Genomic DNA, 22,407 nt, shown 5'->3' with positions numbered 1-22,407 from the left:
GAAACCGTAAGGCCAGACCTTGCCGGTGGAAACGGGCGGGCTGCGACCTTTGCCCCTCGAATCGGGATGGCTTCATCATTTCCTTTTCCTGCCGTTCCCGTTTTTGGGGAACGAGAGTGTCAGGGTGAACCCGGCATCGAAAGTGACCGAAGCGTCGAAAGCCACGCCCTTCTTTCCCTTGAATCCCTTGATGAGCCGTGTGGAGCCGGAGGAGAAAAGCTGTTCCAGATGCTGGTCCGTCAGTTCCTTGTTCAGGAATCTGCGGTACACGGTCAGTCCGCACCCTTTATTGTCGCAGCGGGCACTCTTCTCCCTGACGATGATGTGTCCGGTCTTGCATTTGGGACAGGTGAACGTGCGGGCGGCTACCGCCGGAAGGCTGAGGTTCAGGATTTCACGGGTAGCCTTGCGGGTGTAGTCCGTGATGGATGCCATGAACGTGTCCGGTCCGAGTGTGTGCCGCTCTATCTGGAGCAGGGTCTTCTCCCAGCTTCCTGTCAGGGAAACATCCGCCACGAGCATGTCCTTCACCGCATCGTAGATATGGAGTCCCTTCTCTGTGGGGAGGATGCTCTTGCCGGAGCGGGCGATATAGTCACGTTTGAACAGTGTGGTGATGATGGCGGCTCTTGTGGCGGGCGTGCCGATACCCAGCTCCTTCACGGCCTCGCGTGCCTGTTCGTCGGCTATCTCCCTGCCGCAGGTCTCCATTGCTGCCAGCAGCGTGGCTTCGGTATAGAGCGGTCTGGGCACGGTCTTCTTCTGGGCCAGTCCGAATCCTGAAACAGGGACCGTGTCCCCTTCGGCAAATATGGCCGTACCCTCGTCGGTTTCCGGTTCGTCGTCCTGCCTGTCCTCTTTCCTGCGGAAGATGCCGCGCCATCCCGGACTGACGACAAGGGAGCTTTTCGAGCGGAAATCCATGTTGTCCAGACGGCACTCCATAAGAATCAGTTCCTTCTCGCAGCAGGGCGAGAACGCCTCCAGCATACGTCCGGCTATCAGCGTATAGACGGCCTCTTCCGCCTCGGAAAGCCCTTCGGGTGCGATGCCGGTCGTGATGAGGGCATGGTGGTCCGTCACTTTGCTGTCGTCCACGCTACGGGTGTTGAGATGCGCAAAGTCAAGGATTCCGGCACTTGTGGCGAATCCGGGCATGGCCAAGATTCTTTCCAGCAGACCGGGCACGCAGGCCATCACGTCGTGCGGGATATACCGGCTTCCCGTTCTCGGGTAGGAAATGAGCTTCTTCTCGTAGAGCGACTGGGCGATGTCCAGCGTCTTTGCCGCGGGCAGGTCGAGGTGCACGTTGCAGTCCTTCTGAAGTGCCGTCAGGTCGTAGAGCAGCGGCGGCTGTTGCAGGGTTTTCCTGCGCTCCACCTTCGTAACCGTCGCCGAAGAATCGGGAGTGAGACTGCGGTAGGCGGTTTCTGCCTTCTGCCTGTCGTCAAAGGTCGCGGGATGGAAGAAGCGGCGGTGTGACGTGCCGCCATTGAGGGTGACATGTAGCTGCCAGTATGGTGTGGATACGAAACTGCGGTTCTCCCTGTAGCGGCTGCATATCATGGCGAGCGTCGGAGTCTGCACCCGTCCGATCGAGTTGTTGGACGAGCCGGAGACGATGGCCAGGGCACGGCTGGCGTTCATGCCCACCAGCCAGTCCGCCTTCGCGCGGCTGTCGGCGGCGGCATACAGGCTGTCGTATTCCGAGCCGTCCTTCAGTTCCTCCAGCCCTTTCCGTATGGCCTCGTCAGTAAGCGAGGAAATCCACAGGCGTCTGAACGGTTTCGTGCAGCCCAGAAAGTCGTATATCCAGCGGAAGATAAGTTCCCCTTCACGACCGGCATCGGTAGCCACGATGATGCTGTCACAGCGGTTGAATACGCTTTCTATGACTTTCAGCTGTTTCGAGGCGGCGATGTCCGTAACCATTCCCCTGTCCGTGCGCATCTGTCGGGAGACCAGGCGGAACGGGTCCGGCAGCATCGGCAGGTCCTCCGCTGCCGTTTTCGTATAACCGTAAGTGTCCGGCGTGGCCAGTGACACGAGGTGTCCCAGTGCCCAGGTTACCATATATCCGTTACCGGAACAGTAGCCGTCATTTCTTGTATCAGCCCCGACTACACGGGCTATGTCCATGCCTACACTCGGCTTTTCTGCGATGATTGCTATCATATTGTAAGATAAAAATTAAGCCGTTTCCCGTTTTCCATGCGGAAGACAGGAAACGGCGGTAAGACATCGGTTTACTTGATAATTGCTCTCAGGTTATTTGCCCAACGGTGTCACTCCCTGGATTTCCAGCAGCGGGGCCTCGCCCTTACGGACCAGCTGGAGTGTGGCGTCCATCAGCACGTCCACGCCGAGGAGCACGAGGCTCAGGGACATCACTTTCGTTTTCTCTCCCCTGAGGAGGGTGTCCATCTCGCCGGAGAGTTCCAGCTCGTCCTTCATGATACCGATACCGGAGAGTTCGTCCCAGTTCACTTCATCAGCCTTGAAAGGCATGTCGTTTCCGTTTTCCTTTTTCATATTTCTTTCTTTTTTTATTCAACATTCATTTTCCGTTACCTATAGTCAGGCAATGCTCGCACCTTTTGACTTGCGGTTGCCCTGTTCCTGTCGCTGGCTGTTGGCCACCACGTTTCGCTGTGACGCGTCACGCTTACGGTCGGGATTTTCGTTGTAGAAGTCCAGACGCCCCTGGTTGAAGTTCGCCTTGACGTACTGCGAGATGGTCTTCCCGTCATATCCCTTTATGCCTTCCACCAGCACGGCCTTTCCGCTCTGCAGGTCCGCACGCTGCTGTCTGGTCAGTTCCACGTCCCATACCTTGGTTGGAATCTTGAAATCCTCGCGCTGCTCGAAACCGTCCGGCGTACGGGAGTAGCTCAGGCGTCCCGTTTCCAAATCGGCCTTGATGAAGGAGGAGAATTCCTCTCCCTTGCGGTTCACCATGTCATTGAGGAAAATCACCTTGCCGTCACGGAGTTGCTGCTGTTCCTCCGCCGTAATCTTCACCCCGTTGATTTCGTTGGGGATATAGATTTCTCGTGCGCCTTCCGGAGAGTCCGGGTTGTAGCGGGTGTAGGACGGGCGGCCCGTCGCCTCGTCCAGCTTCACGTAAGAGGAGAACACCTCACCGTCCTTGCGCTGCATTCCCTCCACGAAGATGGCTTTTCCGGCGTTCAGGTCCTCAATCTGTTTCTGTGTCAGTTCCACGCCCCCGAGTGTCTGGCGGTTGAAGAGTTTGTCGTTCTCGAAAATAAACTCGACACCCCTGCGTTCGGCATTCACCTGAATGAAGGCGTTGAACTCGTTGCCGGACTTGGCGATCATGCCCTCTACATAGACCTTCTTGCCTTCACGCAGGTCGTTCTGCTCCTGCTCTGTCAGTTCCACGCCCTTGATTTCCCTTGGGATGAAGGCATTCTCCGCTTTCATGGCGACCACCTCGTTGGTCAGCTTGTCGATGCTGATGAAGGATGGGATATACTCCCCGTTACGTCCTTTCAGTTCCACGACACGCCCCATGTTGCCCGTTTCGAGCAGGTTCTTCTTGTCCTCGTCGGAGAAGATATGTCCGAAATACGGTCGGTCGAGGTCGGGTTTCTGTCGGATACCATGGATGCCGAGCACCACTTCGCCCGCCATGGACTGCTGGAAGGACAGACGTGCGTCAGTCCTCAGTACGGCCGAACCGAAGTTCATGCTGATGGGTACTACCTGGTTGGTCTTGTATCCTTTGAGCATCTGTTCGAGCAGTCCGCGTTCCTGGAGGTATTCACGGGAGATTCCGAAATTCTTTAGCTGTTCCCAGTTGATCATGGACTCGTTGTAACGGTACTGGGGGGACTGGGTCTGCGGCTGGCTGTCAGCTGCGGCAGCCTGCTGCCGGGTTTCATTTTTCTTTGCCATTTCTTCTTGATTTTTTTGGTTGATACTTTGGTTTTCCTTGTTGCGCGGAACAATCTCGTACTGCTTGAGAAATTCCTCCACGGCTTTTGTCTTTTTTCCTGCGGCGATGTCCTCGATGGCCTGCTGTACGGCAGGGTCGTCCAGCCTGTCTTCCTTGACGGAGAGGATTCCGAAGCGTGTCGGGTCTTTCAGTTGGCTCCAGAAGTTCTTGATGAAGTTCTCGAAGGCGTCGGCATAGCGGTCAATTTTCAGGAAGGAGTTCCGGTTCTTCTTGTCGGCGGCTACCGTGTTGAATTTTCCGTCCTTTCCGATTTGAGATACCGCTTCAAGAATCAGTTCCATCTTGTCGAGGATGAACACGATGTCACTCATCTGCTCGTTTTCGGTGACCTGTGGTTTCGGGGGTTCTTCCCGTGCATTTTTCTTTGCCATAATTTTTGATTTTTAGTGTTGATAACTCATGTTGTCACCGCAAATATATAGGAGAAAATTTGATAAATAATTGATTTGCAATATGTTAGGATATATATTACATCTTGTGTCATCACATTACACCGCAGGCTGGAGAAAACACAGCGGAAATGCGTGGGAAAACGGCGGGAAAAGGAGGAAAAAGCAAGGAACGAAAAAGGAAAGGGAAAAAGGCCGGACAGACACGGACATGACGGTACACTCTGCCGCACGGAAGAAAAGAAAAAACTGTAATTATGCAGAGTTGGGAGCGAGCTGCTTTTGTCCCCCTTGATGTGTCCTTTTGTGACAGGACGCGGAATTCTGTTTACGGGAATAACAGGATGGCGTAATCCATTGGGACGGCATACGGGAGCATGGTTCTCCCGTCGGATTTTTTTTTTGACCTGTATCTATGCGTCGTAGGTCGCTTCGCTTGCTAAGTCCCGGTACTTTCCCCAACTCGGACGGCAATACCGGAGCGTTTTTTCGGGCGGAAAATTACCGCAGGGAATTTTGTGTCCCGAAAACCGGAGGCTTGAACGTGGAGGTATTCGCCCTCCGAGTTACCTTCTCTGAAGGGACTTATCAAGTGAAGCGGGGCTTATGGCGGAATAATTTTCATTACTGTTTCGTTCATTTATATTCTTGCGTTCATTTATAATGAACATATATGAAATAATGAACAAATCTCTTTGAAATCCAAATTATGTTCATTACATTTGCAGTGTTCATTAAAAATGAACATCACTGAAAAATGAACTGATTATGGTGTTAACAGAACTTGAAACATTGAATATGGCTTTGGAGGCTTTACGGGAAAAACTTGTATTGCCCAAGGAAACCGTCATTCTAAAAGAGGACAACACATACAAGAATTTTGATGCGATTGTTCAAATTATGGATGTGGAGTTTCTATGTGAAGTCAAAAATACGGTGACAACTGCTACCATTGGGAATATTACAAACCGACTAAAGATATTGGGAACAATGGAAAAGCAACCGGTACTGCTGATTGCAAAATATATTACGCCAACCGTTATGGACAATCTGGCAAGCAACGGTATCAACACTCTTGATTGTGCCGGTAATTGTCATATCAGATATGCAAAAGGAAATAAGATAATATTTCATCTGGTGAATAAAGGAGAAAAAAACACTTTAATGGCTGAAAAGCCTTATCCGGCATTTCAGGAAGCAGGATTGAAAGTCATATTCTATTTATTGCAGGAATTTACCAATGTGAACAAACCGTACAGGGAAATACAGAAAGCGACAGGCGTATCTTTAGGGGCAATTAAAAATGTATTTGATGTTTTGGTGGAGAGGAATTTTATTCTTATGACCGGCAGCAAGCGGACATTAAAAAACATCAATGCCCTTTTAAATTTATGGACAGAAAATTACAATCAGGTATTGAAGCCTAAATTATTGCTCAGCAGGATGACATTCCGTACCAATGAGCAACGCATAAAATGGTTGGCTATGGATTTGCCTGATGGAATGTATTGGGGTGGAGAAAGCGGAGCGAATATGGTGGATTCTTATCTGGAACCCGGTGCTTTTGATATATATACACAAATCCCTGCCGCACATTTACTGAAAAAAGGTTTTGTAAGATTTGATGAGACAGGGGAGATAAGAATATACAAAAAATTCTGGAATTGGGAAACGGAAAACCATCTTGTTCCTCCGATTCTCACATACGCAGATCTGATAGGTAGCGGCAATAGCCGTTGTATTGAAATGGCTGAAAGACTTTTGAACAATGTACTTAAAGATTACAAGTGAGAAAATAGCCAATCCACTATTGGTGGAGTTGCTGAAAAAATTGACTGACAGTTTCAACCGTATGGGGCGTGAGTTTTATGTAATCGGCGCGACAGCCCGGGATATAATTATCCGTCAGCTTATCGACACCACATCCGGAAGAAGAACAAAGGATTTGGACATTGCTATTGCAATACCCGATTGGAGTGTCTTTGATGAGATCAAGGAGGTTCTGGTTGCAGACGGTTTTAAGAAGTCCACCGATATGCGTCAACGCTTTTATTATGGTGAATATGAACTGGATATTGTCCCGTATGGTGTCGCCAAGGACGATGACAATATCTATTGGCCGCCTGAAGAAGAGATTGCGATGTCAGTAAAAGGCTTTGACGAGGTGCTGTCGGAATCCATAACTGTCAATATAGATGGCGAGTTTGATATCCGAATAGCATCCCTTCATGGCCTGTTTCTGCTGAAATTCAATGCATGGTTGGACAGAAACATCGAAACGAGTAAAGATGCTGAAGACATGTCGTTTATTCTGTCCAATTATTTCATGGCCAATCTTGACCGTAATGTTTATACGGAAGTTTATGATTGGGAAAATTTTGATGAATATATTGTCGGAGGATATTGGCTTGCCCGTGATCTGCTCCTGCTTTTAACTAAGGAACAGATAGTCTATTACAAGGACTGCATCGAAAAGGAACTTGAGAAGGATGATGAGAGCAGGTTGTTCAATCAGATTATAGAAAATTGCTATGGCTTGACCTATGAAACTGTAAAGGAGGCCTGGCAAACCATTGCAGATGTTTTCCAAAAAGCAATAGAAGATGAAAACGATTGATTTCAAAACCATCAGTTTCCCCGGGAAAGACAAAAGTAACGAGGATTACATCCTATGTCATAAACTTTCCCACAATTCCATTATAGCCATTCTTGCTGACGGAATGGGTGGTCTGTCATTTGGAGCAGAGGCTGCAAAAATCGTATCCGAGTCCATAATGACAACAGCCCTTGATAAGATTCAACACAATTTACCGGCGGACGTCTTACGTATGGCATTCAATGCTGCCGATTCTGCCATATACGGAAAATGCAGAGATTTGAAATGTAAGATGGGAGCCGCCGTAACCGTTGCCCTGGTAATTGATGATTCTTTGTATTATGCGTGGCAAGGCAATGTCAGGCTTTACAAAGTACATGCAAATGAGGTAATGTTACTGACAACAGACCATGTTGTGGCCGATGCTGATGGCACGTTCCTTACACGATGTGTCAATGGCAAGGGGTTTCGGGAAAATATTCCTGTCATATATGAAGAACTGAAAAATACCGATAAAATCTTTATCTGTTCTGATGGTTATTACCGGCATGTCCATTTGACTGAATTGTCAAGAAATGTTACTGTCAATTTTAAAGAAGGCGCTTCTGATGACTATTCTTTGATAGAAATTTATTTCACATAATAATGAGATTTATGAAAGGTTTGTCTGGAATAAAGAACGATTATTTTGAATATAACCTGTTGTATTCAACTTTCGGGAAAATATAATTGAGTTAAGAATAAATAATTAGCAACCCTCTTTTGTTGAGATAGCTAAATCATTGAACTAAAATCTAATACACAGTGTGATTCCGATGATGAAGATGGGTATAATCCGTATGCGAATTGGCATATAATATTTCCTGTCCCATAAGACGGATAACGAGTACTATTAAAGATAAGTCAATCGAATGATTCTGAATAATTTTCAATCATTATAAAGATAGTCTGTCTTTCATGGGAGATTATATGGAATGTTTCATATCTTTGTAGATAGCCATTGATTTACAATATCTTTGGCGATAATCCGAAAATAATAGTACTAACCGTCAGACAAAAGAATAATCATGGATAAGAAAGAATTAGAAAATCTATTGATGCGATTCTCCCATTTGGGAGTCACCCATTCGAAAAACGGAGCGTTGATGATTGGAAAGGCTCCGCATATTGCCGAATTTGCCTGGCTTAATGTCATGTACCCCTGTATTACAGAAGCAGAAGTATGCGATTTGGAGAAGAAACTGGGATGCGCTATTCCTGAAGTTTACAGGAATTTTCTGATGAATGTATCCAATGGCTTTGATATAATGAATTGCACATTGGCATTACATGGCTGTAGAACATCATACAACAGAAGCGATTTGGATTCATGGTATCCATTCAGTCTTGAAGATATTCAGAAAAATGAGCGGCCTAAGAATGCCACACAGGAGATGTTCTTTTTTGCTTCTTATAATTATGACTGTTCAAAGCTTTATCTTAATACATCGGATAATAAGATATACTACTGTGACCGTTACGACACGACTCCATTGAAATCATGGGATTCGCTATCAGACATGATTACTTCTGAGATAGAGAGGATATTTGGTCTGTTTGATGCAGATGGGCGAATATCCAATAGAATGGCTCCTACAACCCCGGTTGTAAGATAAATGAATTTTTATTAGCTCAAAAATTATGATTACTACTTTCGATAAAATAGTAAATGATTTAGCTCAACTTGATTTTTTCTCTGGGTATAAATTCAGAAAAAGAGACTATTCTCTTTTCTTCAAAACAGAAAGTGGGAAGCAGTTTATTGAGTTAGACCATTGGAGAGAAAGAGACACAACATCGTCACTCGTCATATATCCTATCTATGGTGTGAGGTTTGATGTTCTCCATAAATGGTTTGAAAAATTCAGCGTGAAGACCTTACAAGATCAAAGAGACAGGGCAAGCATCAGCTTTTCAGGTAGTATGTTGGGGCTGCAGGATGAATTGAATTTTGATACAAATGGAGACGGATATTCGAATGAATTCGAAAACTTTCAAATCATTCTAAAATGTGCAGAATATGTTTTCTCCGAATATTCGTCGCTTGATAAACTGTACAATAAGACTATCTTGCCTGTATTGGATGGAGAGACTGGACTTCCTGATGTAGGAGCTGATTGGATATTCATAGACATGGCTTTGTGCAAATTGGTTGCTCCCGCCAATTTTGACAAGTTGAAACAGATTATACTGTCTCATGTTGAAAAAATGTACGCACACCAAGAACCCAATATACTGGATTATTATGACCGTTTTGAAGATATTTTTCATTATTTAGAGTATAAAGGAATATGAAAATAATGAACCAAGGTAAAATTGCTTTTATTTTCATCATATTGATAGCAATATGGACTGTATATTATGTGGGTTATACGAAAGGCATAGCCCCCATTAATTCTTTAAGAAAGAACAAGGTCTATACGACTGCTATTATTACAGATGAAACTTTCATGGTAAAAGGCCGAAACTATTATGTTTATAAATTCAAAGTTTCAGGAAAAGAATATGAAGGACATGATATTTTCTATAGAAACTCAACTATATTACCAGGAGATTCTGTACGAATTGTATATGATAATACCAATCCAGATTATTCAATGACGGTACGGGCCTATTATTCCAGTGTTTATTTACAAATTACAGGATTTTAATCAATTATAAAATTATATATGGCTATAAATAAACAAATAACAATATGTAAATCGGCAATAGAGTTTATTGTTTATCCAGAATCGAAAAATGAAATAGGATTATGGGTTGCGCATACACCTTGTTTTATTACATCGAATTGTGAAATTCATAATATTGAGAATATAATTAATGGAGCTTTACAATATAGTAATTCAGGGCTACAAATTACAAATGAGATACAAAAAAATGTCCTAAAAGAATTGCACATTAAAAGTTGGAATACATTGTATAAAACGTATAAAATAATCAGTTTGTCCTTAACTGAAAATAAAATAATTATTACACCATATGTGTATACGCAAAAAGGCGTATTTCCAGATACTAAAATAAAAGCTTTTTTCGATATTTGCGATTATAACAGTGCAATTATACAACTTCTTAAATTGTGATTCTCTATTATTCAAGTATGACGTTATGGAACGTGTTACCAGTATCACCCGAGGACGGAACAGGTGCCATAGAATGACTTACGACAGCCACAACTCCATTATTAAAGGCACTGGAGCGTAACAAGATAAAAGCAATAATTCATGAATGAGTATAAAATTATTGACAATCTTCCTTTCGGCTTTGATTTATATTCTATTTGGACAAGCTATATTTAATTTGATATATTTCTATAAACAAGGACTTAAGATTTCCAGATACTGTCTCAAAAAGCACACAGTAATACCATTATTTCCCCATAAATACGAGTAGAAGATCCAGCTAAATATATGATTCTGAATAATTTTCAATCATTATAAAGATAGTCTGTCTTTTATGAGAGATTATATGGAATGTTTCATATCTTTGTAGATAGCCATTGATTTACAATATCTTTGGCGATAATCTGGAAAGAATAGTACTAATCGTCAGACAGAAGAATAGTCATGGATAAGAAAGATTTGGAAAAACTGTTAATGCGATTCTTTCATTTGGGAGTTTCTCATTCAAAAAATGGTGCATTGTTTAATTTTATATTGTTTTTTTTTCTTATAAGTTGTTCACCAACCAGTATTAAACTGGTAGATGACTACTATATATATTCTCCTGACGATTATTATGCTACACATTATTTAAAATGCAAATTGTCAAGTGATCATGACCCTGTAATCGATAGTGTACGTGCAGTTTATTGGAATGATTCAACTATAATAATTAGACGCGAAGGTAGAACGTATAATTGGTGGGTTATAAAATCATCTGGTGAAAAATTGAAATGCTGTAATAATGATTCAATAATCGGGCCTGTTTCAGAGCATTTTGTAAAGGCTTATATGGCTAATACAAAGTTTAATAGGTTCGTTTTTAACTAAAACTTGAGAGTGTAAAATATGTATTAGACTATCATAATTATAAATACAGATTCTATTTCAATTGCCTTTGCATTGGAGGTCTTAAATCATACAACATTGTATTTAACATTCACGACACAATTTATTGTAAAATGAAATATTATCAATTGTCTTTTACTTTAGATAAAAAAATAAGAGGTAGATATGAAATGCCTCATACAATCAGCATAGAGTCCAAAAATTTCTTGAAATATATTTCAGATAAAGCTAAAACTATTTCTGTCTATTTTGAAAATCAAAAAACTTTTTATGACGATATGCCAGATAACCTTTTGGGTAAACTTTTAAAAAGAAGCAATGTTATAGATTTCATGGATTTTACACCATCTTGTTTAAGCTTGGTTGCGGTCGTTAGCAATAATATAAAAAGGATCTTTGAACAATTGAAAATTTCAAAAGATGAGTATGTATTTAAAAGAATATTCATAGAAGGTCATGAAGACTTCTATCTATTATTTATTCCAATGATACCAGATACTGAATTTGTTTATCCAAAATGTATATTTGAAGACATGTTTGACAATGGGATTACTAAAATATTCAATGACCGTGTCGAATACTATAACGATCCAGATAATTATTGTTTGAAAAAAGTTACATTGAGAAATGTATATAATAGTTATGATTTATTGTATCCACAAGGAGGAGGCTTTTTCTTTTCAGAACGAATAATTAATGCTATGCAACAAGAAAATATTATTGGATACGACATTATTAAAGGTGGATGCTTTTATGAAGAATTACATTTTGCCTAAAAAATCTTTACAGTACTTCATATTCACCGAATCCGAAGCATCCGGCTATGACAAAATCTTCCCCGCTTTTGTCAGCGAGTGACAGCAGGTTGTCCAGAGTATCGCAATAGAAGAAGATTTCATCGTCCATTTCCGTATCGGAATCCATGTCCAGGGCGATTCTTGTCTCCAGTGTCTCCAAGGTATCGTTCCAGCGTATGACGCATTCGAGGAAATGCGGTTCATGTCCCTTTTCAGTACGGTACTCCTGATATTTTTCACGGATTTCCTTCTTGATTTCCTCCGGCTTCTTCCAGGCACTGTCGTCCACGATTTCAAGGCTCAGACCCTCGACAAGCAGGCAAGTGCCTTTGTCATATACCATCAGGGTACGTTTTCCCATGTGGTTTTTTCTCAAGTTTTCCCAATCGGGAATGTCCCATCGTTCGGTAGTCCATACTCCCCGATAATTTTCGGGGACAGCGAGGTATTCGCTCAGTGTCATTCTTTTCATTTTTCTGTGTATTTATGGTGAAACAAAAAGAACCTTGCAGGTCTTGCAAGGCTCTCCAAATGCGGGATAGCGGTCAAACTCGTTGCAGGCGTCCCAGTCTACGCTCATCGTGTATCCTTTCGGGAAATGTGTGCCGATAAATTTTTCAATCATGGCCCGTTCCTCTTCATTCAGGCTACCGTCCTCTTCCGTTCCGTATTCCAGGGCATATATGGCCCATTCGGGAATGTTGTCCCATTCCGTCTTTTTCATGTGCGCTGCCATAGCATACCGTTTATGCGGCGGAAAGTCTGCCGATTATCTCTTGAAGTTCCTGTTCCCATTTCCCATCGCCATTGCCGAAGGATGGATAGGTAAGCTGGTACCAGTTGTGGTAGTCGAAGAGTTTCATTCTTAGCGGATAGTAGTCGAACATTTTCCGGCCGTCCCTGAAGATGCGGATATGGTTTATACCCACGTTCATGGCCTGTAGTTCGTGTCCGTTTAGAATCTCATGGAATCTTTCCATCGGGGTGAAGTTGCTTCTGCTCATATCTTTCATTTTTTTGAGTTAGACATTTGCGGCTTGTCAAGCCGGTATTTTATTTCTTGCCTGCCTTTCTGTCCCGTGCCGGATTGTGCAAGGCTTTGCGAAAAAATACCGGAGCACTCGGGCGAGGATGATTTTTTCAGCAAACCCCGGAGGGGCCCGGCCTTGCACGATCCAGCGGGCACGGGACGACCTTTGCAGGCGGAAATAAAACAGCGGTCTCCGCTTTCGTCTATTCACCGTCATTGTTTCCCTCTCCCTCTTGCTGCGGGATGAGGTGTCTCAGTTCCGGATCATTTTTTATTCTTTCCATTTCTTCTTCTATTATCTGCAACACGTCCGCCTTTATCTGCGAGTAGTTACGGTCAATCTGCTGCTGCATGATGTCGTTTCCGTCCGCATCCCTGAACTCGTTGATGACAGGGATTTTCTTGTAGGCTTTCATTTCTTCCGATACCTTTGCGCTGTCCACGATGATGCGGGCATGGAAAATTTTCTGGTCTATCTCTTCTCCGAAATTGTCTGCCACGCTACCCACGAACGTGCCCTGCGAGAGGTTGGCTATCTTGGAGGCGGGTATCAGGGAATCGAGCTGCGTGTTGATGGAAGTCGAAGTGTCCTGACGGTTGATGGATATGGACTGCCGCTGCTGGAGTATCTTGCCGAACCGTTCCGACAATGATTTTGCCGTTTCTCCGACCACCTGTCCGCTGAAGATATTGCCCACCGTGTTCTGGATAACCTTCGCCTCCTTGTCGCCGTAGTCACGTGCAAGCTGCGAGAAGTCCTGGAAGCCGAGACAGACGGCCACCTTGTTGCTTCGGGCGGTCGCAATCAGGTTGTCGATACCACGGAAATAGATGGTCGGAAGCTCGTCGATGATGATGGAACTTTTCAGTTGTCCTTTCTTGTTCACCAATTTGACGATGCGCGAATTGTACAGGCCGAGAGCCGCCGAATAGATATTCTGCCTGTCCGGATTATTGCCCACGCAGAGGATTTTTGGGTGTTCGGGATTGTTCAGGTCAAGGGTGAAATCGTCCCCTGTCATCACCCAATAAAGCTGTGGCGAAATCATGCGCGAAAGCGGGATTTTCGCACTTGCTATCTGGCCTTGGAGCTGGTCTTGAGCTCCGCCTTGCCATGCGTCCATAAATGGGGAAAGGTAGTTTTCGAGGGACGGATACGAGGTCAGAATCGTGAAAATATCCGCATACGGCTTGTTAAGAAATTCGATTGCATGAGGAAACGTACAATACCTTCCGTCCTTGTAAATCCTTAAATACCAGATAATTGCAGCGAGGAGAATAATCGGGGATTCCACGAAAAAGTCACCCTGTTTCTGTATCCAGGTCTTGTTCAAATTGAGCATTATCGTGTAGGCTGATTCGTAGGCATCGCTGATGTCTGCCATGAATCTCGGATTGATCGGATTGCAGCGGTGGCTGCGTCTGGGGTCGTCAAAATTGATGACGTAGAATTCCGGTTTGACCTTGTAACTCTGTCTGTGTTTGAGCAGATGGTTGTAGGCTATTTCCGAGAGGTCCGGATCGGGTAGGTCGGCACCCTTACGGGCGCTTTCCCCCCTAAGAACCGTACATGATAGTTTCCCATCATACGGCTCAAGCAATTCAATACTTCTATGAAGCACGCTCATGAAAGTCCTCCTTTCTTGTTAAGAGATTTACAACATGTTTCATGTGCAAGATGCAGTTTGGATATACCATCCACGTTCAGCATCACCGTGCGCCACGGTGTGTCTTTGGTTATGGGTTCTCCACATAATGGACAGCATTGGTTCTGTCTTTCCCACATGAATATGAGGGATTTCCTTCCTTTCAAACTTTCTTTCATACGAATAAGATTTCTGTCAAGGAAGTAATCATACCATTCCGCATCATACGGATTTGCATCCCCTTTTATTTGGGGATATTTTGTAATCTTGGTATCAAACAGACGAGTTAGAAGGATATGTGTATTTCCCTTAGGACTGTCTTTTGCGATACCAAAACACCAATCACGATTATTCACACGATGAAAATACCGATTTTTAATCCATCCAAGAGATTTGTTTGAATGGCGTCTGAGACACCATCTCCAAATCATATTGAATATCTTTTGGTCGGTTTTCCTAAAAGTTTCTGAGGCTGCGCAATACCGATAGTACATTGACCATCCCGTCAATATTGGATTCAGCATCATAAGTATTTCCTCTTGTTTTACTGCTCTGTGCGATTTCAATAGAACCTTCACCTTTTCGGTGAGTTTCTTTACACTTTTCTTTGACGGTTTTGTCAGTAGTGTACCATTATATTTGCGAACATTGAATCCGAGAAAATCAAAACCTTCCGAAACATGGGTTATAACTGTTTTTTCTTCTGACAGTTCCAGCCCTCTTTCTTGGAAGAATTCGACTAGAATAGGTTTTACCTCGTTTTCCAAGATTTCTTTAGATGCACCTGTAATGATAAAATCATCGGCATATCGTATTAAACTCACTTTGGGATTATATGCAACACCATTACGGGTTGTTTGCTTGAATCCCGAAAGAGCCTTTTCGATACCGTTCAGAGCGATGTTAGCAAGAGTTGGCGATATGATTCCACCTTGTGGTGTACCTTCTTCCGTTGGGAAAACCTCTCCTTTGAAGACAAATCCGCATTTCAACCACTTACGGAGTATTTCTTTATCCATAGGGACATTGTTTAGAAGCCAATCATGGCTGATGTGGTCAAAGCATCCCTTTATATCTCCCTCTAAAACCCACTCGGGTGAGTAAGAACGAGATAAGAGGGTATGACAACGAATCATGGCATCTGCACAACAGCGATTCTTTCTGAATCCAAATGAATATTTGTCCGAAATGGTTTCTGCTACAGGGTCAAGTGCCATTAGGTACAATGCCTGCATTGCGCGGTCTGTCATTGTAGGAATGCCCAAAGGGCGAAGTTTACCATTACTCTTTTTGATATTGACTCTCTTTAACGGTTGAGGTTTGTAGCCTCTTCTCTTAAGTGTAGCAATGGCTCTGTATTTTCTTTCAGGTGTTGTCCATAATGTTTTGTCCACCCCCGAAGTTTTTGAGCCACTGTTAGAGGTCACTCGTTTAACTGCCAATGCCTTGGCATAAAACGAGTGGGTAAGTGTCCATTGCAAAGCTTTCACTTTACCATACTTACCTTCTTTCTGAGCTTTTACAATACGCGCTTGAAGCTTCTTGACCGTTTCCTCCGCCTTGTTCCAGTCTATACTGGTCCAACTTTGGTTTCGGTCAGAAGGCGCACACTTAATATTTCTATTTTCGTTCATTTGCTTTCCTCCTTTAAGAAGTTCTTTAAGTTATCTTGTAAAAGAATTACCTAGTGGAAGTCTGCCCACTTTCGTGGAGGATGATGTTGTCAATGACACACGTGACATTGGCTTAATCCTTATCCATTCCGTTACAGAATGGCATTCGCTTTTTCCACAATCTTATACCTACATACCATTCGGCATTCCTTGCGGTCTGCTTACCCTTTGTGGGAGATATATAGGCTTACCGAGTTCCATGTTGATGCCAAACCAATGGGTTAGGTTCTGTCTCTCAGCCGGCGGTTCTGATGTTCGTGCATTCCCAAAATTCACAGAAATGTCCAACCGCTTTACCTTTTGGTTCAAGCCTATCAGCGTTGTTTGGCTTGTTCGACTTAACGACCTTTAAATAACAGTTCGCTTGCGCTAACCATACCATTGAGCCAAGCCCCCAGACTGCATAACGCTTGCGGTCGTTGAAATTCCCTCACGGTTCATTCTTCCCCTTTCGGGAGGGTTACCTTTTCAGAGCAGCTTAGCACAACTGATGTCGCACCTGCTCTTAGGCTACTATTGACGAAACAATAGGTTTAATCAGAGTTTAACTCAGTTAAACAGCCATCAACATGACTTGCTCGTCACACAAACTTGTAGTCGTAGATATACATGGCAAAGGATTTCTCGATCTGCTGTTTGATGTAGTTGTTCACCACGGCATAACTCTTTCCCGAGCCCGGGGTTCCCAGCACGATGGAGGCTCGGAACGGGTTCACGATGTTGATCCAGCCGTCCCATTCCTTGCCCTGATAGACAAATTTCGTGGGCAGGTTGACGGAATACTCGTTTTCCATAAGCCTGGTTTCCTGCATGAAACTTTCGTTGGCGGTGTTGAACACATCCTCCATGAGGTTGTGCTTCAGCATACGGCTGATCCATACTCCCGACATGAGCAGGAGAATGTAGCCTGCGGTGAGCGTCAGCGTATATGCGGCCGCATTCACCGTCGGGTTGAACGGCAGGTCGAGCATCCACCAGTTCATGAAGAAAAGGACGATGCCGCCGAGGAAGGCGGCGTATATCTTCCGCCACGTCATCTTCTGGTTCTTGACCCCTTTCGTACCCAGGCACGAAAGGCTCAGGAATATGAAGGCGAACACTTTCGTCACAAGCAGGTTGCTGAACAGTCCTGCCGTCCTCTGGAAGTTCAGCAGGATTCTGTCCACGACTCCGATGTGGATACCCATGTCCACGAATGTCCCGTAGCAGAACCAGTAGACGTGGATGACAATAAACACGATGGAAATGGCACGCATGAACTCCATGACCTTGGCCAGTCCTCTCAAATCATCTTCTTGTTGCATAACTGTAAAAATTTTGATGGTTGGTAATTGACAATCAGGATATGCCGCGTGAACGGCGTTTTTTCTTCTTTTTCTTGCGTTGCAGTTTGCGGGCGAGTGCCTCCTCCTGCGGGTCAGGACCGTTGATGTCGGGACTGAATATCCCGAAAGCCTGCTCGATGGTACTTTCCATGCTGTCGGAAAGGCTCTCCCGTGTGCCGGCATATTGTCCGGAAGCTTCCTGTTCCGGAAATTCCTGCGGCCTGCTGAAAAGCTGTTCGAAGGCGTTGGCGGAAAATTCCTTGCCCAGACGGGAGCCGTTATACACCTCACGGTTCTTGTGGTCGATGAAGGTCACGCCGTAGATGCGGCCTTCCTCATTTTCCCTGAACACCACGTCGATGCCCTTTTCCCCGAGAAGCCGGATGAAGTCTTCCCGGTTTCCTCTGCAGCCGTGCATGGCCAGCGCGACTGTGTCATGGATTTTCGGCTGCCATTTCCGGGTCCTGAAGTCACGGACATTGACGGCAATCCTTTTTTCTATCCCTTCGTAGCCGAAGCGCTTGCCGATGAGCGAAGATTTGATAGGCGTGCATACCGGCCTGCCCGCATCGTCCGTCAGGGTATATACGATGCCGTTGTAAGGTGAGCCTTCAAATTCTCCCCGAACCTGTTTGGCCTCGATGTTGAAGCATGAGAGCATGGCACTGAACTCCCCGAATGTCTGAAAGCGGTAGGCGGTGAACACGCTCTTGAGGATATTGCCGACCTGACGTTTCACGTCCCCGTCCCGGTAATCCGCTTTCTTTAGATACGGTGCCAGCAGTTCATTCCGCTTGTCTGCCACAGGTTTGAGCCCGAATTTGTTTTCCAGTTCCCGGCAGGCTTTCATCGAGCGGTTCCATTCGTATGCGTCACTGATTTTCTCGCCGTTCTCCTTTACGCAGGTGGAGACGATATGGACATGCCTGCGGTCGATGTCCTCATGCAGATAGACGATGTAGGGCTGGTCGCCGTAGCCCATCTTCTGCATGTACTCGCGTGCCAGTTCCGCGAACTGCCCGTCCGTGAGGCGGTCGTCCACCGAGGGATTTAGGGAGATGTGCAGTACCGGCTTCTCCGTATTTCTGTTGGCGGCGAGGTAGCTCTCGAAAGCCCACAGCGTCTGCTGCATGACATTGTGGAGATTTCCGGTGAGGTCGGTAATCATGCGGTTGCCCGCGATGATACGGGCGGTTGCCTCGTCCACTTTACGCTGGTTGTAGATGACCGCCCCGTAGAGCGATACACCCCGGTTGATTTTAGCCACCATTCTACTGTTCCTCCTTCCTTCTTTTTATCAGGTATTCCTCCTCGAATTCCCGGGTAAGCATGACAATCCGCTTGCTCAGTACCACCAGGTCAATGGTAGCTTTCTCCAGATTTCGTAACAGGGCGAACGCCCGTTTCTCGCCGAAATTGGACTTGACTGCCTTCACCGTCTGGTTGTAGTTGTTGCCGATGGCCTGGAACTGGTGGTAGAAATTAGTCAGCCTGATGTAGTAGTCCATCGCCGCCTTGTCGATTCTGACCACCTTCATTTCGCGTCCGAAAATCATCGCCTTGATGAACTTGGAATGCTGTTTCAGTCCAGATTTCTGGAACAGGATTTCAAAGTGGCCGTTCTCTTCCGAGTTCAGCCGTACTACATAGCGGTGTACCGCCGGGTCTGTTTTCGGCTTCCGTCCCGCACCTTTTCTTGTCTTTCTTTTACTGTTTTCTTCCATACGCATTGAGATTTTCTGTTGCTGATTTTCCGTCATGGATTTCCGACTTTGGAGGAAATCCCTCCCGAGCCTTCAGGCGAGCGGCAAGTTTGTTTTGAGTGCCCGAATTTATTTCGGGTGCCTCAAAACACAACTTGCTATGTTCGCTTGAACATGAATTTGCCTGAAGTCAAATTGAGTTTTGACCTTCAGCCTCATTCTTCGGCTTCGGGATAGCTCCATCCGGTATCCATTCCGTTGTTGGTGGCAAAGTTACAGCGGTATATTTATCTGTAAAACAGTGGATTATATGTAACAAGATGTCATACGGTGACAAGGGTCGTCACCGTCTCCGGATGATGGTGATCATTCGGGAAAATCCCCTTTTATTTGCAGTGCGGACGGTTGCAACCGGCCTTCTGATAGCGGAATAATGGTCATGTTATCCGATGATTCCGGTAACGGTTGGGATGATGGAAGCAATATCGGACGGGACCGTTGACGGATTGTCATGACCAACAGACAGACCGCGGATGGAAGCGATGTCGGAAAGATGCGGTAACAGTAGCATCAAAGGTTATGACACTGGATGATACCGTTAATGGATGCGGATTCGGATGGTTGGAAAGAAACGTCTGCGGATTCACGGATTAGTGGATGACACCGGTATTTATTCAATAACAATTAAAAAGAAAGACTTATGAGTAAAGAAACTTTGTTCGTTGCGATTAGCAACCAGAAAGGAGGGGTCGGGAAATCGGCCCTGTCCGTAGTGCTTGCCAGTTACTTCCATTTCGAGAAGGGACTGAACGTGGCTATCGTTGACTGTGACTCTCCCCAACACAGTCTCGTACGTATGAGGGAGCGTGACAAAAAGGCTGTTTCCAACAGCGCCTATTACCGGCAACTGATCAAACAGCAGTGGAACCAAGTGCAGAAAAAGGCTTATCCCATTGTAGGCTCCACCGCTGAAAAGGCAAGGGAAGCGGCTGATGCGATTGCGGCAAGCGGGGATTATGACCTTATTTTCGTGGATCTTCCCGGAACGGTAGAATCCACCGGGGTATTCCGAACGATTGTCAATATGGACTACGTGCTTACTCCCACCGTTCCGGACCTGATTGTGATGCAGAGTACACTGTCCTTTGCCACGACCGTGCTTGACCATATCAAGAAGATGGAAAATACCCCGTTGCTCAAGGACATCTTCTTTTTCTGGAACAAGTTGAAAAAACGTACCAATGTGGAGATTCTCAAGTCATATTCGGAAGTCATGAGGGAGCTGCATCTGACAGTCCTCGACAGCACGCTTCCTGACCTGTGCCGTTATGAAAAGGAGATTACCCATGCCAAGCGTGCCTTTTTCCGTTGCACGCTGCTGCCGCCTCCGGCCAGACAACTGGAAGGCAGCGGGCTGGTGGAACTTGCGGAAGAGCTTATGGTCAAACTTAAACTCGGACAGTCATGAAAAAGAAAATCGTAGAGGTGGACGAAGATGTCCTGAAGGAAATCATTGTCGGCGACATACCTGTTTTCGGCAAGGACAGCCTCGCCCCGAAAGAAAAGCCCGTGGAACATCAGGAAGCGAAAAGCCCCGCCTCAACCGTACCGGCAGATACTCCAGCGGAAAAGCCCTCCGTGGAGAAGCCCAAAAGGAAAAAGGATGAATCCTGCGGATACCGGGAAAGGTTTCTGGTCAATATACCCGCGTCAAACCGTTCCCATGTGTATATCAACCGTGAAGTGGCCGAGTGCATCAAACGGGTACTGCCTGTCATCGCTCCGGAGATGAGCATATCCGGCTTTATCAGCAATATCCTTGTGGACCATCTGCAGAAACACTGGGACGAAATCAACGAATTGTATAACAAAGAGTATTATAAACCATTAAAACCATTTTGATTATGACACAGATTATTTTTCAGGCCATCGTTGCCTGTTGCTGCATTTACACTGCTTACAGATTGTCATTGTTTATTTTCCGTAGGCTGTTCAAGGGCAGGAAAAGAGGAAAGGATGTCCGCGACGTTTCTGGTGAAACGGCAGACATGACAAAAACTGACAACAGGGATGACGATACATCCGAGATTACGTTTGAGATACTGAAAGACATATCTGCTTCCAGGTCTCCGGAAAGCGGTTTCTATAAATCCATCTATCTGGTAAACTATCCTGTTGGAAATCGGATACAAGTCTATATCAACAAGGAAAATCACTCCCATATCAAGCGTTTTCTGGCAGTTACCGCTCCTGAGGTGCCCATTTCCGGTTTTGTAAACAGGATTATAGATGAACATTTGAAGAAGTACGAGCATGAGATGTCAAAGCTGTACACGGAATGTATCACCAAACCTTTATAATTATGACTGCGATAGTTTATTTTACCGTAAAGGCAGTATGTGCTGTCTATATATTGTGCCATTTGTGGACATTTATTTTCCACAGACATATGTACGGAATATGGGACCTCATTTTAAGGCTGATGCGGATTGCCCGTGTCAGAGTGTGGAGATACCGCAGACAACGCAAGGAAGAGGCGGAACGTCGTGCCCGCAGAAAGGCAAGGCGCAGAAAGCCGGAAACGGATAAGTCCAAAGGAAAAACCGAAACGGCTGTTCCGTCCTCTTCTTCGGATGACGATGATGTGATAGGCAAGACAAAGGTCATCTATCTGGAAGACCCGAAAGTTGCAAGGATGACTCCAACCCGTTCCGAGCCGATGGAGAAAATTCCATTGGAGGAAGACGAGGATATCGGTTCTGATGATGTGGAGCAGGAAAACAAAGGACTGACAGAAGAAGAGCGTGAGGAACTGATGGCTCCCGTAGATGCCGAACCCGACCCGGATTTCAACACGGCATTGACAATCGAGGAAATAAACAACGTAGCGGAAGTACTTACTTCCGGGATTGTTGACGAACAGAAAGCCCTGCGTGCCGCAAGAACCATCCATTACAAACTGAGTGAAACGGAGATACTGGCTTTCCTGACCGACAAGCTGAGCAATCTGGAGAAGGTGAACGGTTTGCTTGACAAGTATCTGGGAAACCGGAGGGGTGTATCAGGAAGAAAAGGCAGTAAGGAAGATGAGCCTTTCGATATAGACAAGTATGCGTGATCAGGAAGTTCAAACGTGGCCATCCTGAAACGGTCAGATGAAGGAGATTCTGGTTGAATCTGAAAGAGTGATACATACAGGATAACTTTAGTTTCATACCCCTGC

General features: G+C 45.3%; 22 protein-coding genes and 2 pseudogenes. 13 read left to right on the top strand and 11 right to left on the bottom strand.

All coding sequences use genetic code 11. The features are described 5' to 3' along the window. Positions 1–75 precede the first annotated feature (75 nt). The 3 genes from BQ7483_RS04000 to BQ7483_RS03990 all read right to left on the bottom strand — a co-directional run bounded on the left by BQ7483_RS04000 (position 76) and on the right by BQ7483_RS03990 (position 4,350). Positions 76–2,175 carry a type IA DNA topoisomerase gene (locus BQ7483_RS04000; RefSeq protein WP_072544874.1) on the bottom strand — a complete coding sequence of 700 codons (2,100 nt, stop codon included), beginning with the start codon at positions 2,173–2,175 and terminating at the stop codon, positions 76–78. 93 nt (positions 2,176–2,268) lie between these two features. Continuing rightward, positions 2,269–2,532, bottom strand: coding sequence for a DUF4099 domain-containing protein (locus BQ7483_RS03995; protein ID WP_072544392.1), 264 nt, complete (start codon positions 2,530–2,532; stop codon positions 2,269–2,271). Between the two features lie 45 nt (positions 2,533–2,577). Then, entirely contained in the window at positions 2,578–4,350 is a 1,773-nt protein-coding gene (locus BQ7483_RS03990; RefSeq protein WP_072544393.1) for a DUF3945 domain-containing protein, read from the bottom strand. Positions 4,351–5,136: 786 nt separating this feature from the next. Between BQ7483_RS03990 and BQ7483_RS03980 the strand changes: the two genes are divergently transcribed. The 9 genes from BQ7483_RS03980 to BQ7483_RS03950 all read left to right on the top strand — a co-directional run bounded on the left by BQ7483_RS03980 (position 5,137) and on the right by BQ7483_RS03950 (position 11,786). Then, positions 5,137–6,159, top strand: coding sequence for a type IV toxin-antitoxin system AbiEi family antitoxin (locus BQ7483_RS03980; protein ID WP_192921160.1), 1,023 nt, complete (start codon positions 5,137–5,139; stop codon positions 6,157–6,159). Beyond that, on the top strand, positions 6,137–6,985 hold the full coding sequence (locus BQ7483_RS03975; protein WP_072544873.1) for a nucleotidyl transferase AbiEii/AbiGii toxin family protein: 849 nt from the start codon (positions 6,137–6,139) through the stop codon (positions 6,983–6,985). Before BQ7483_RS03980 ends, BQ7483_RS03975 begins: the two co-directional genes overlap by 23 nt. Next, positions 6,972–7,607: a PP2C family protein-serine/threonine phosphatase gene (locus BQ7483_RS03970; protein WP_072544872.1), complete on the top strand. Its 636-nt coding sequence runs from the start codon at positions 6,972–6,974 to the stop codon at positions 7,605–7,607. Before BQ7483_RS03975 ends, BQ7483_RS03970 begins: the two co-directional genes overlap by 14 nt. A gap of 424 nt (positions 7,608–8,031) precedes the next feature. Next, the gene (locus BQ7483_RS03965; RefSeq protein ID WP_072544871.1) at positions 8,032–8,619 is read left to right on the top strand and encodes an SMI1/KNR4 family protein; all 588 of its coding nucleotides are present in this window, start codon (positions 8,032–8,034) and stop codon (positions 8,617–8,619) included. 25 nt (positions 8,620–8,644) lie between these two features. Then, complete coding sequence (locus BQ7483_RS03960; protein ID WP_072531872.1) at positions 8,645–9,298, top strand: hypothetical protein; 654 nt, start codon at positions 8,645–8,647, stop codon at positions 9,296–9,298. Further along, positions 9,295–9,654, top strand: a complete 360-nt coding sequence (locus BQ7483_RS17460) for a DUF3592 domain-containing protein (RefSeq protein ID WP_072531871.1) — start codon at positions 9,295–9,297, stop codon at positions 9,652–9,654. The genes BQ7483_RS03960 and BQ7483_RS17460 overlap by 4 nt, the downstream gene beginning before the upstream one ends. Positions 9,655–9,672: 18 nt before the next feature. Beyond that, the gene (locus tag BQ7483_RS03955; RefSeq protein WP_072544870.1) at positions 9,673–10,083 is read left to right on the top strand and encodes a hypothetical protein; all 411 of its coding nucleotides are present in this window, start codon (positions 9,673–9,675) and stop codon (positions 10,081–10,083) included. Positions 10,084–10,566: 483 nt separating this feature from the next. Then, positions 10,567–10,992, top strand: coding sequence for a hypothetical protein (locus BQ7483_RS17455; protein WP_139247522.1), 426 nt, complete (start codon positions 10,567–10,569; stop codon positions 10,990–10,992). A gap of 131 nt (positions 10,993–11,123) precedes the next feature. After that, on the top strand, positions 11,124–11,786 hold the full coding sequence (locus tag BQ7483_RS03950; protein ID WP_072544869.1) for a hypothetical protein: 663 nt from the start codon (positions 11,124–11,126) through the stop codon (positions 11,784–11,786). A gap of 7 nt (positions 11,787–11,793) precedes the next feature. On the opposite strand, the gene BQ7483_RS03945 is transcribed toward BQ7483_RS03950, so the two are convergent. The 8 genes and pseudogenes from BQ7483_RS03945 to mobA all read right to left on the bottom strand — a co-directional run bounded on the left by BQ7483_RS03945 (position 11,794) and on the right by mobA (position 19,211). Continuing rightward, entirely contained in the window at positions 11,794–12,279 is a 486-nt protein-coding gene (locus tag BQ7483_RS03945) for a hypothetical protein (RefSeq protein ID WP_072544868.1), read from the bottom strand. A 12-nt stretch (positions 12,280–12,291) separates the two neighbouring features. Beyond that, complete coding sequence (locus BQ7483_RS03940; RefSeq protein WP_032944451.1) at positions 12,292–12,531, bottom strand: DUF6926 domain-containing protein; 240 nt, start codon at positions 12,529–12,531, stop codon at positions 12,292–12,294. A gap of 22 nt (positions 12,532–12,553) precedes the next feature. Beyond that, complete coding sequence (locus BQ7483_RS03935; RefSeq protein ID WP_072532246.1) at positions 12,554–12,811, bottom strand: hypothetical protein; 258 nt, start codon at positions 12,809–12,811, stop codon at positions 12,554–12,556. 229 nt (positions 12,812–13,040) lie between these two features. Next, a pseudogene (locus tag BQ7483_RS03930) lies at positions 13,041–14,354 on the bottom strand (TraM recognition domain-containing protein); the annotation flags it as partial. Between the two features lie 107 nt (positions 14,355–14,461). Continuing rightward, a complete protein-coding gene (ltrA, locus tag BQ7483_RS03925; RefSeq protein ID WP_005815604.1) occupies positions 14,462–16,117 on the bottom strand; it encodes a group II intron reverse transcriptase/maturase in 1,656 nt (551 codons plus the stop codon). A gap of 626 nt (positions 16,118–16,743) precedes the next feature. Continuing rightward, positions 16,744–17,460: pseudogene (locus BQ7483_RS03920) on the bottom strand (YWFCY domain-containing protein); the annotation flags it as partial. A gap of 34 nt (positions 17,461–17,494) precedes the next feature. Next, complete coding sequence (mobB, locus tag BQ7483_RS03915; protein WP_072544867.1) at positions 17,495–18,751, bottom strand: conjugal transfer protein MobB; 1,257 nt, start codon at positions 18,749–18,751, stop codon at positions 17,495–17,497. Between the two features lies 1 nt (position 18,752). Further along, positions 18,753–19,211, bottom strand: a complete 459-nt coding sequence (mobA, locus tag BQ7483_RS03910) for a conjugal transfer protein MobA (protein WP_072544866.1) — start codon at positions 19,209–19,211, stop codon at positions 18,753–18,755. 673 nt (positions 19,212–19,884) lie between these two features. Between mobA and BQ7483_RS03905 the strand changes: the two genes are divergently transcribed. The 4 genes from BQ7483_RS03905 to BQ7483_RS03890 all read left to right on the top strand — a co-directional run bounded on the left by BQ7483_RS03905 (position 19,885) and on the right by BQ7483_RS03890 (position 22,302). Next, entirely contained in the window at positions 19,885–20,652 is a 768-nt protein-coding gene (locus BQ7483_RS03905; protein WP_071149229.1) for a ParA family protein, read from the top strand. Continuing rightward, positions 20,649–21,086: a DUF3408 domain-containing protein gene (locus tag BQ7483_RS03900; RefSeq protein WP_071149228.1), complete on the top strand. Its 438-nt coding sequence runs from the start codon at positions 20,649–20,651 to the stop codon at positions 21,084–21,086. The genes BQ7483_RS03905 and BQ7483_RS03900 overlap by 4 nt, the downstream gene beginning before the upstream one ends. Before the next feature lie 2 nt (positions 21,087–21,088). Continuing rightward, positions 21,089–21,544 carry a DUF3408 domain-containing protein gene (locus BQ7483_RS03895; protein ID WP_071149227.1) on the top strand — a complete coding sequence of 152 codons (456 nt, stop codon included), beginning with the start codon at positions 21,089–21,091 and terminating at the stop codon, positions 21,542–21,544. Positions 21,545–21,633: 89 nt separating this feature from the next. After that, the gene (locus BQ7483_RS03890) at positions 21,634–22,302 is read left to right on the top strand and encodes a DUF4122 family protein (RefSeq protein ID WP_235817066.1); all 669 of its coding nucleotides are present in this window, start codon (positions 21,634–21,636) and stop codon (positions 22,300–22,302) included. Positions 22,303–22,407 lie beyond the last annotated feature (105 nt).

Origin of the sequence: Mediterranea massiliensis (assembly GCF_900128475.1) — a bacterium.
Taxonomy (GTDB): Bacteria; Bacteroidota; Bacteroidia; order Bacteroidales; family Bacteroidaceae; genus Bacteroides; species Bacteroides massiliensis_E.
Note: the sequence above shows the minus strand (reverse complement) of the source record. Positions and strands in the feature narration are given on the sequence as shown.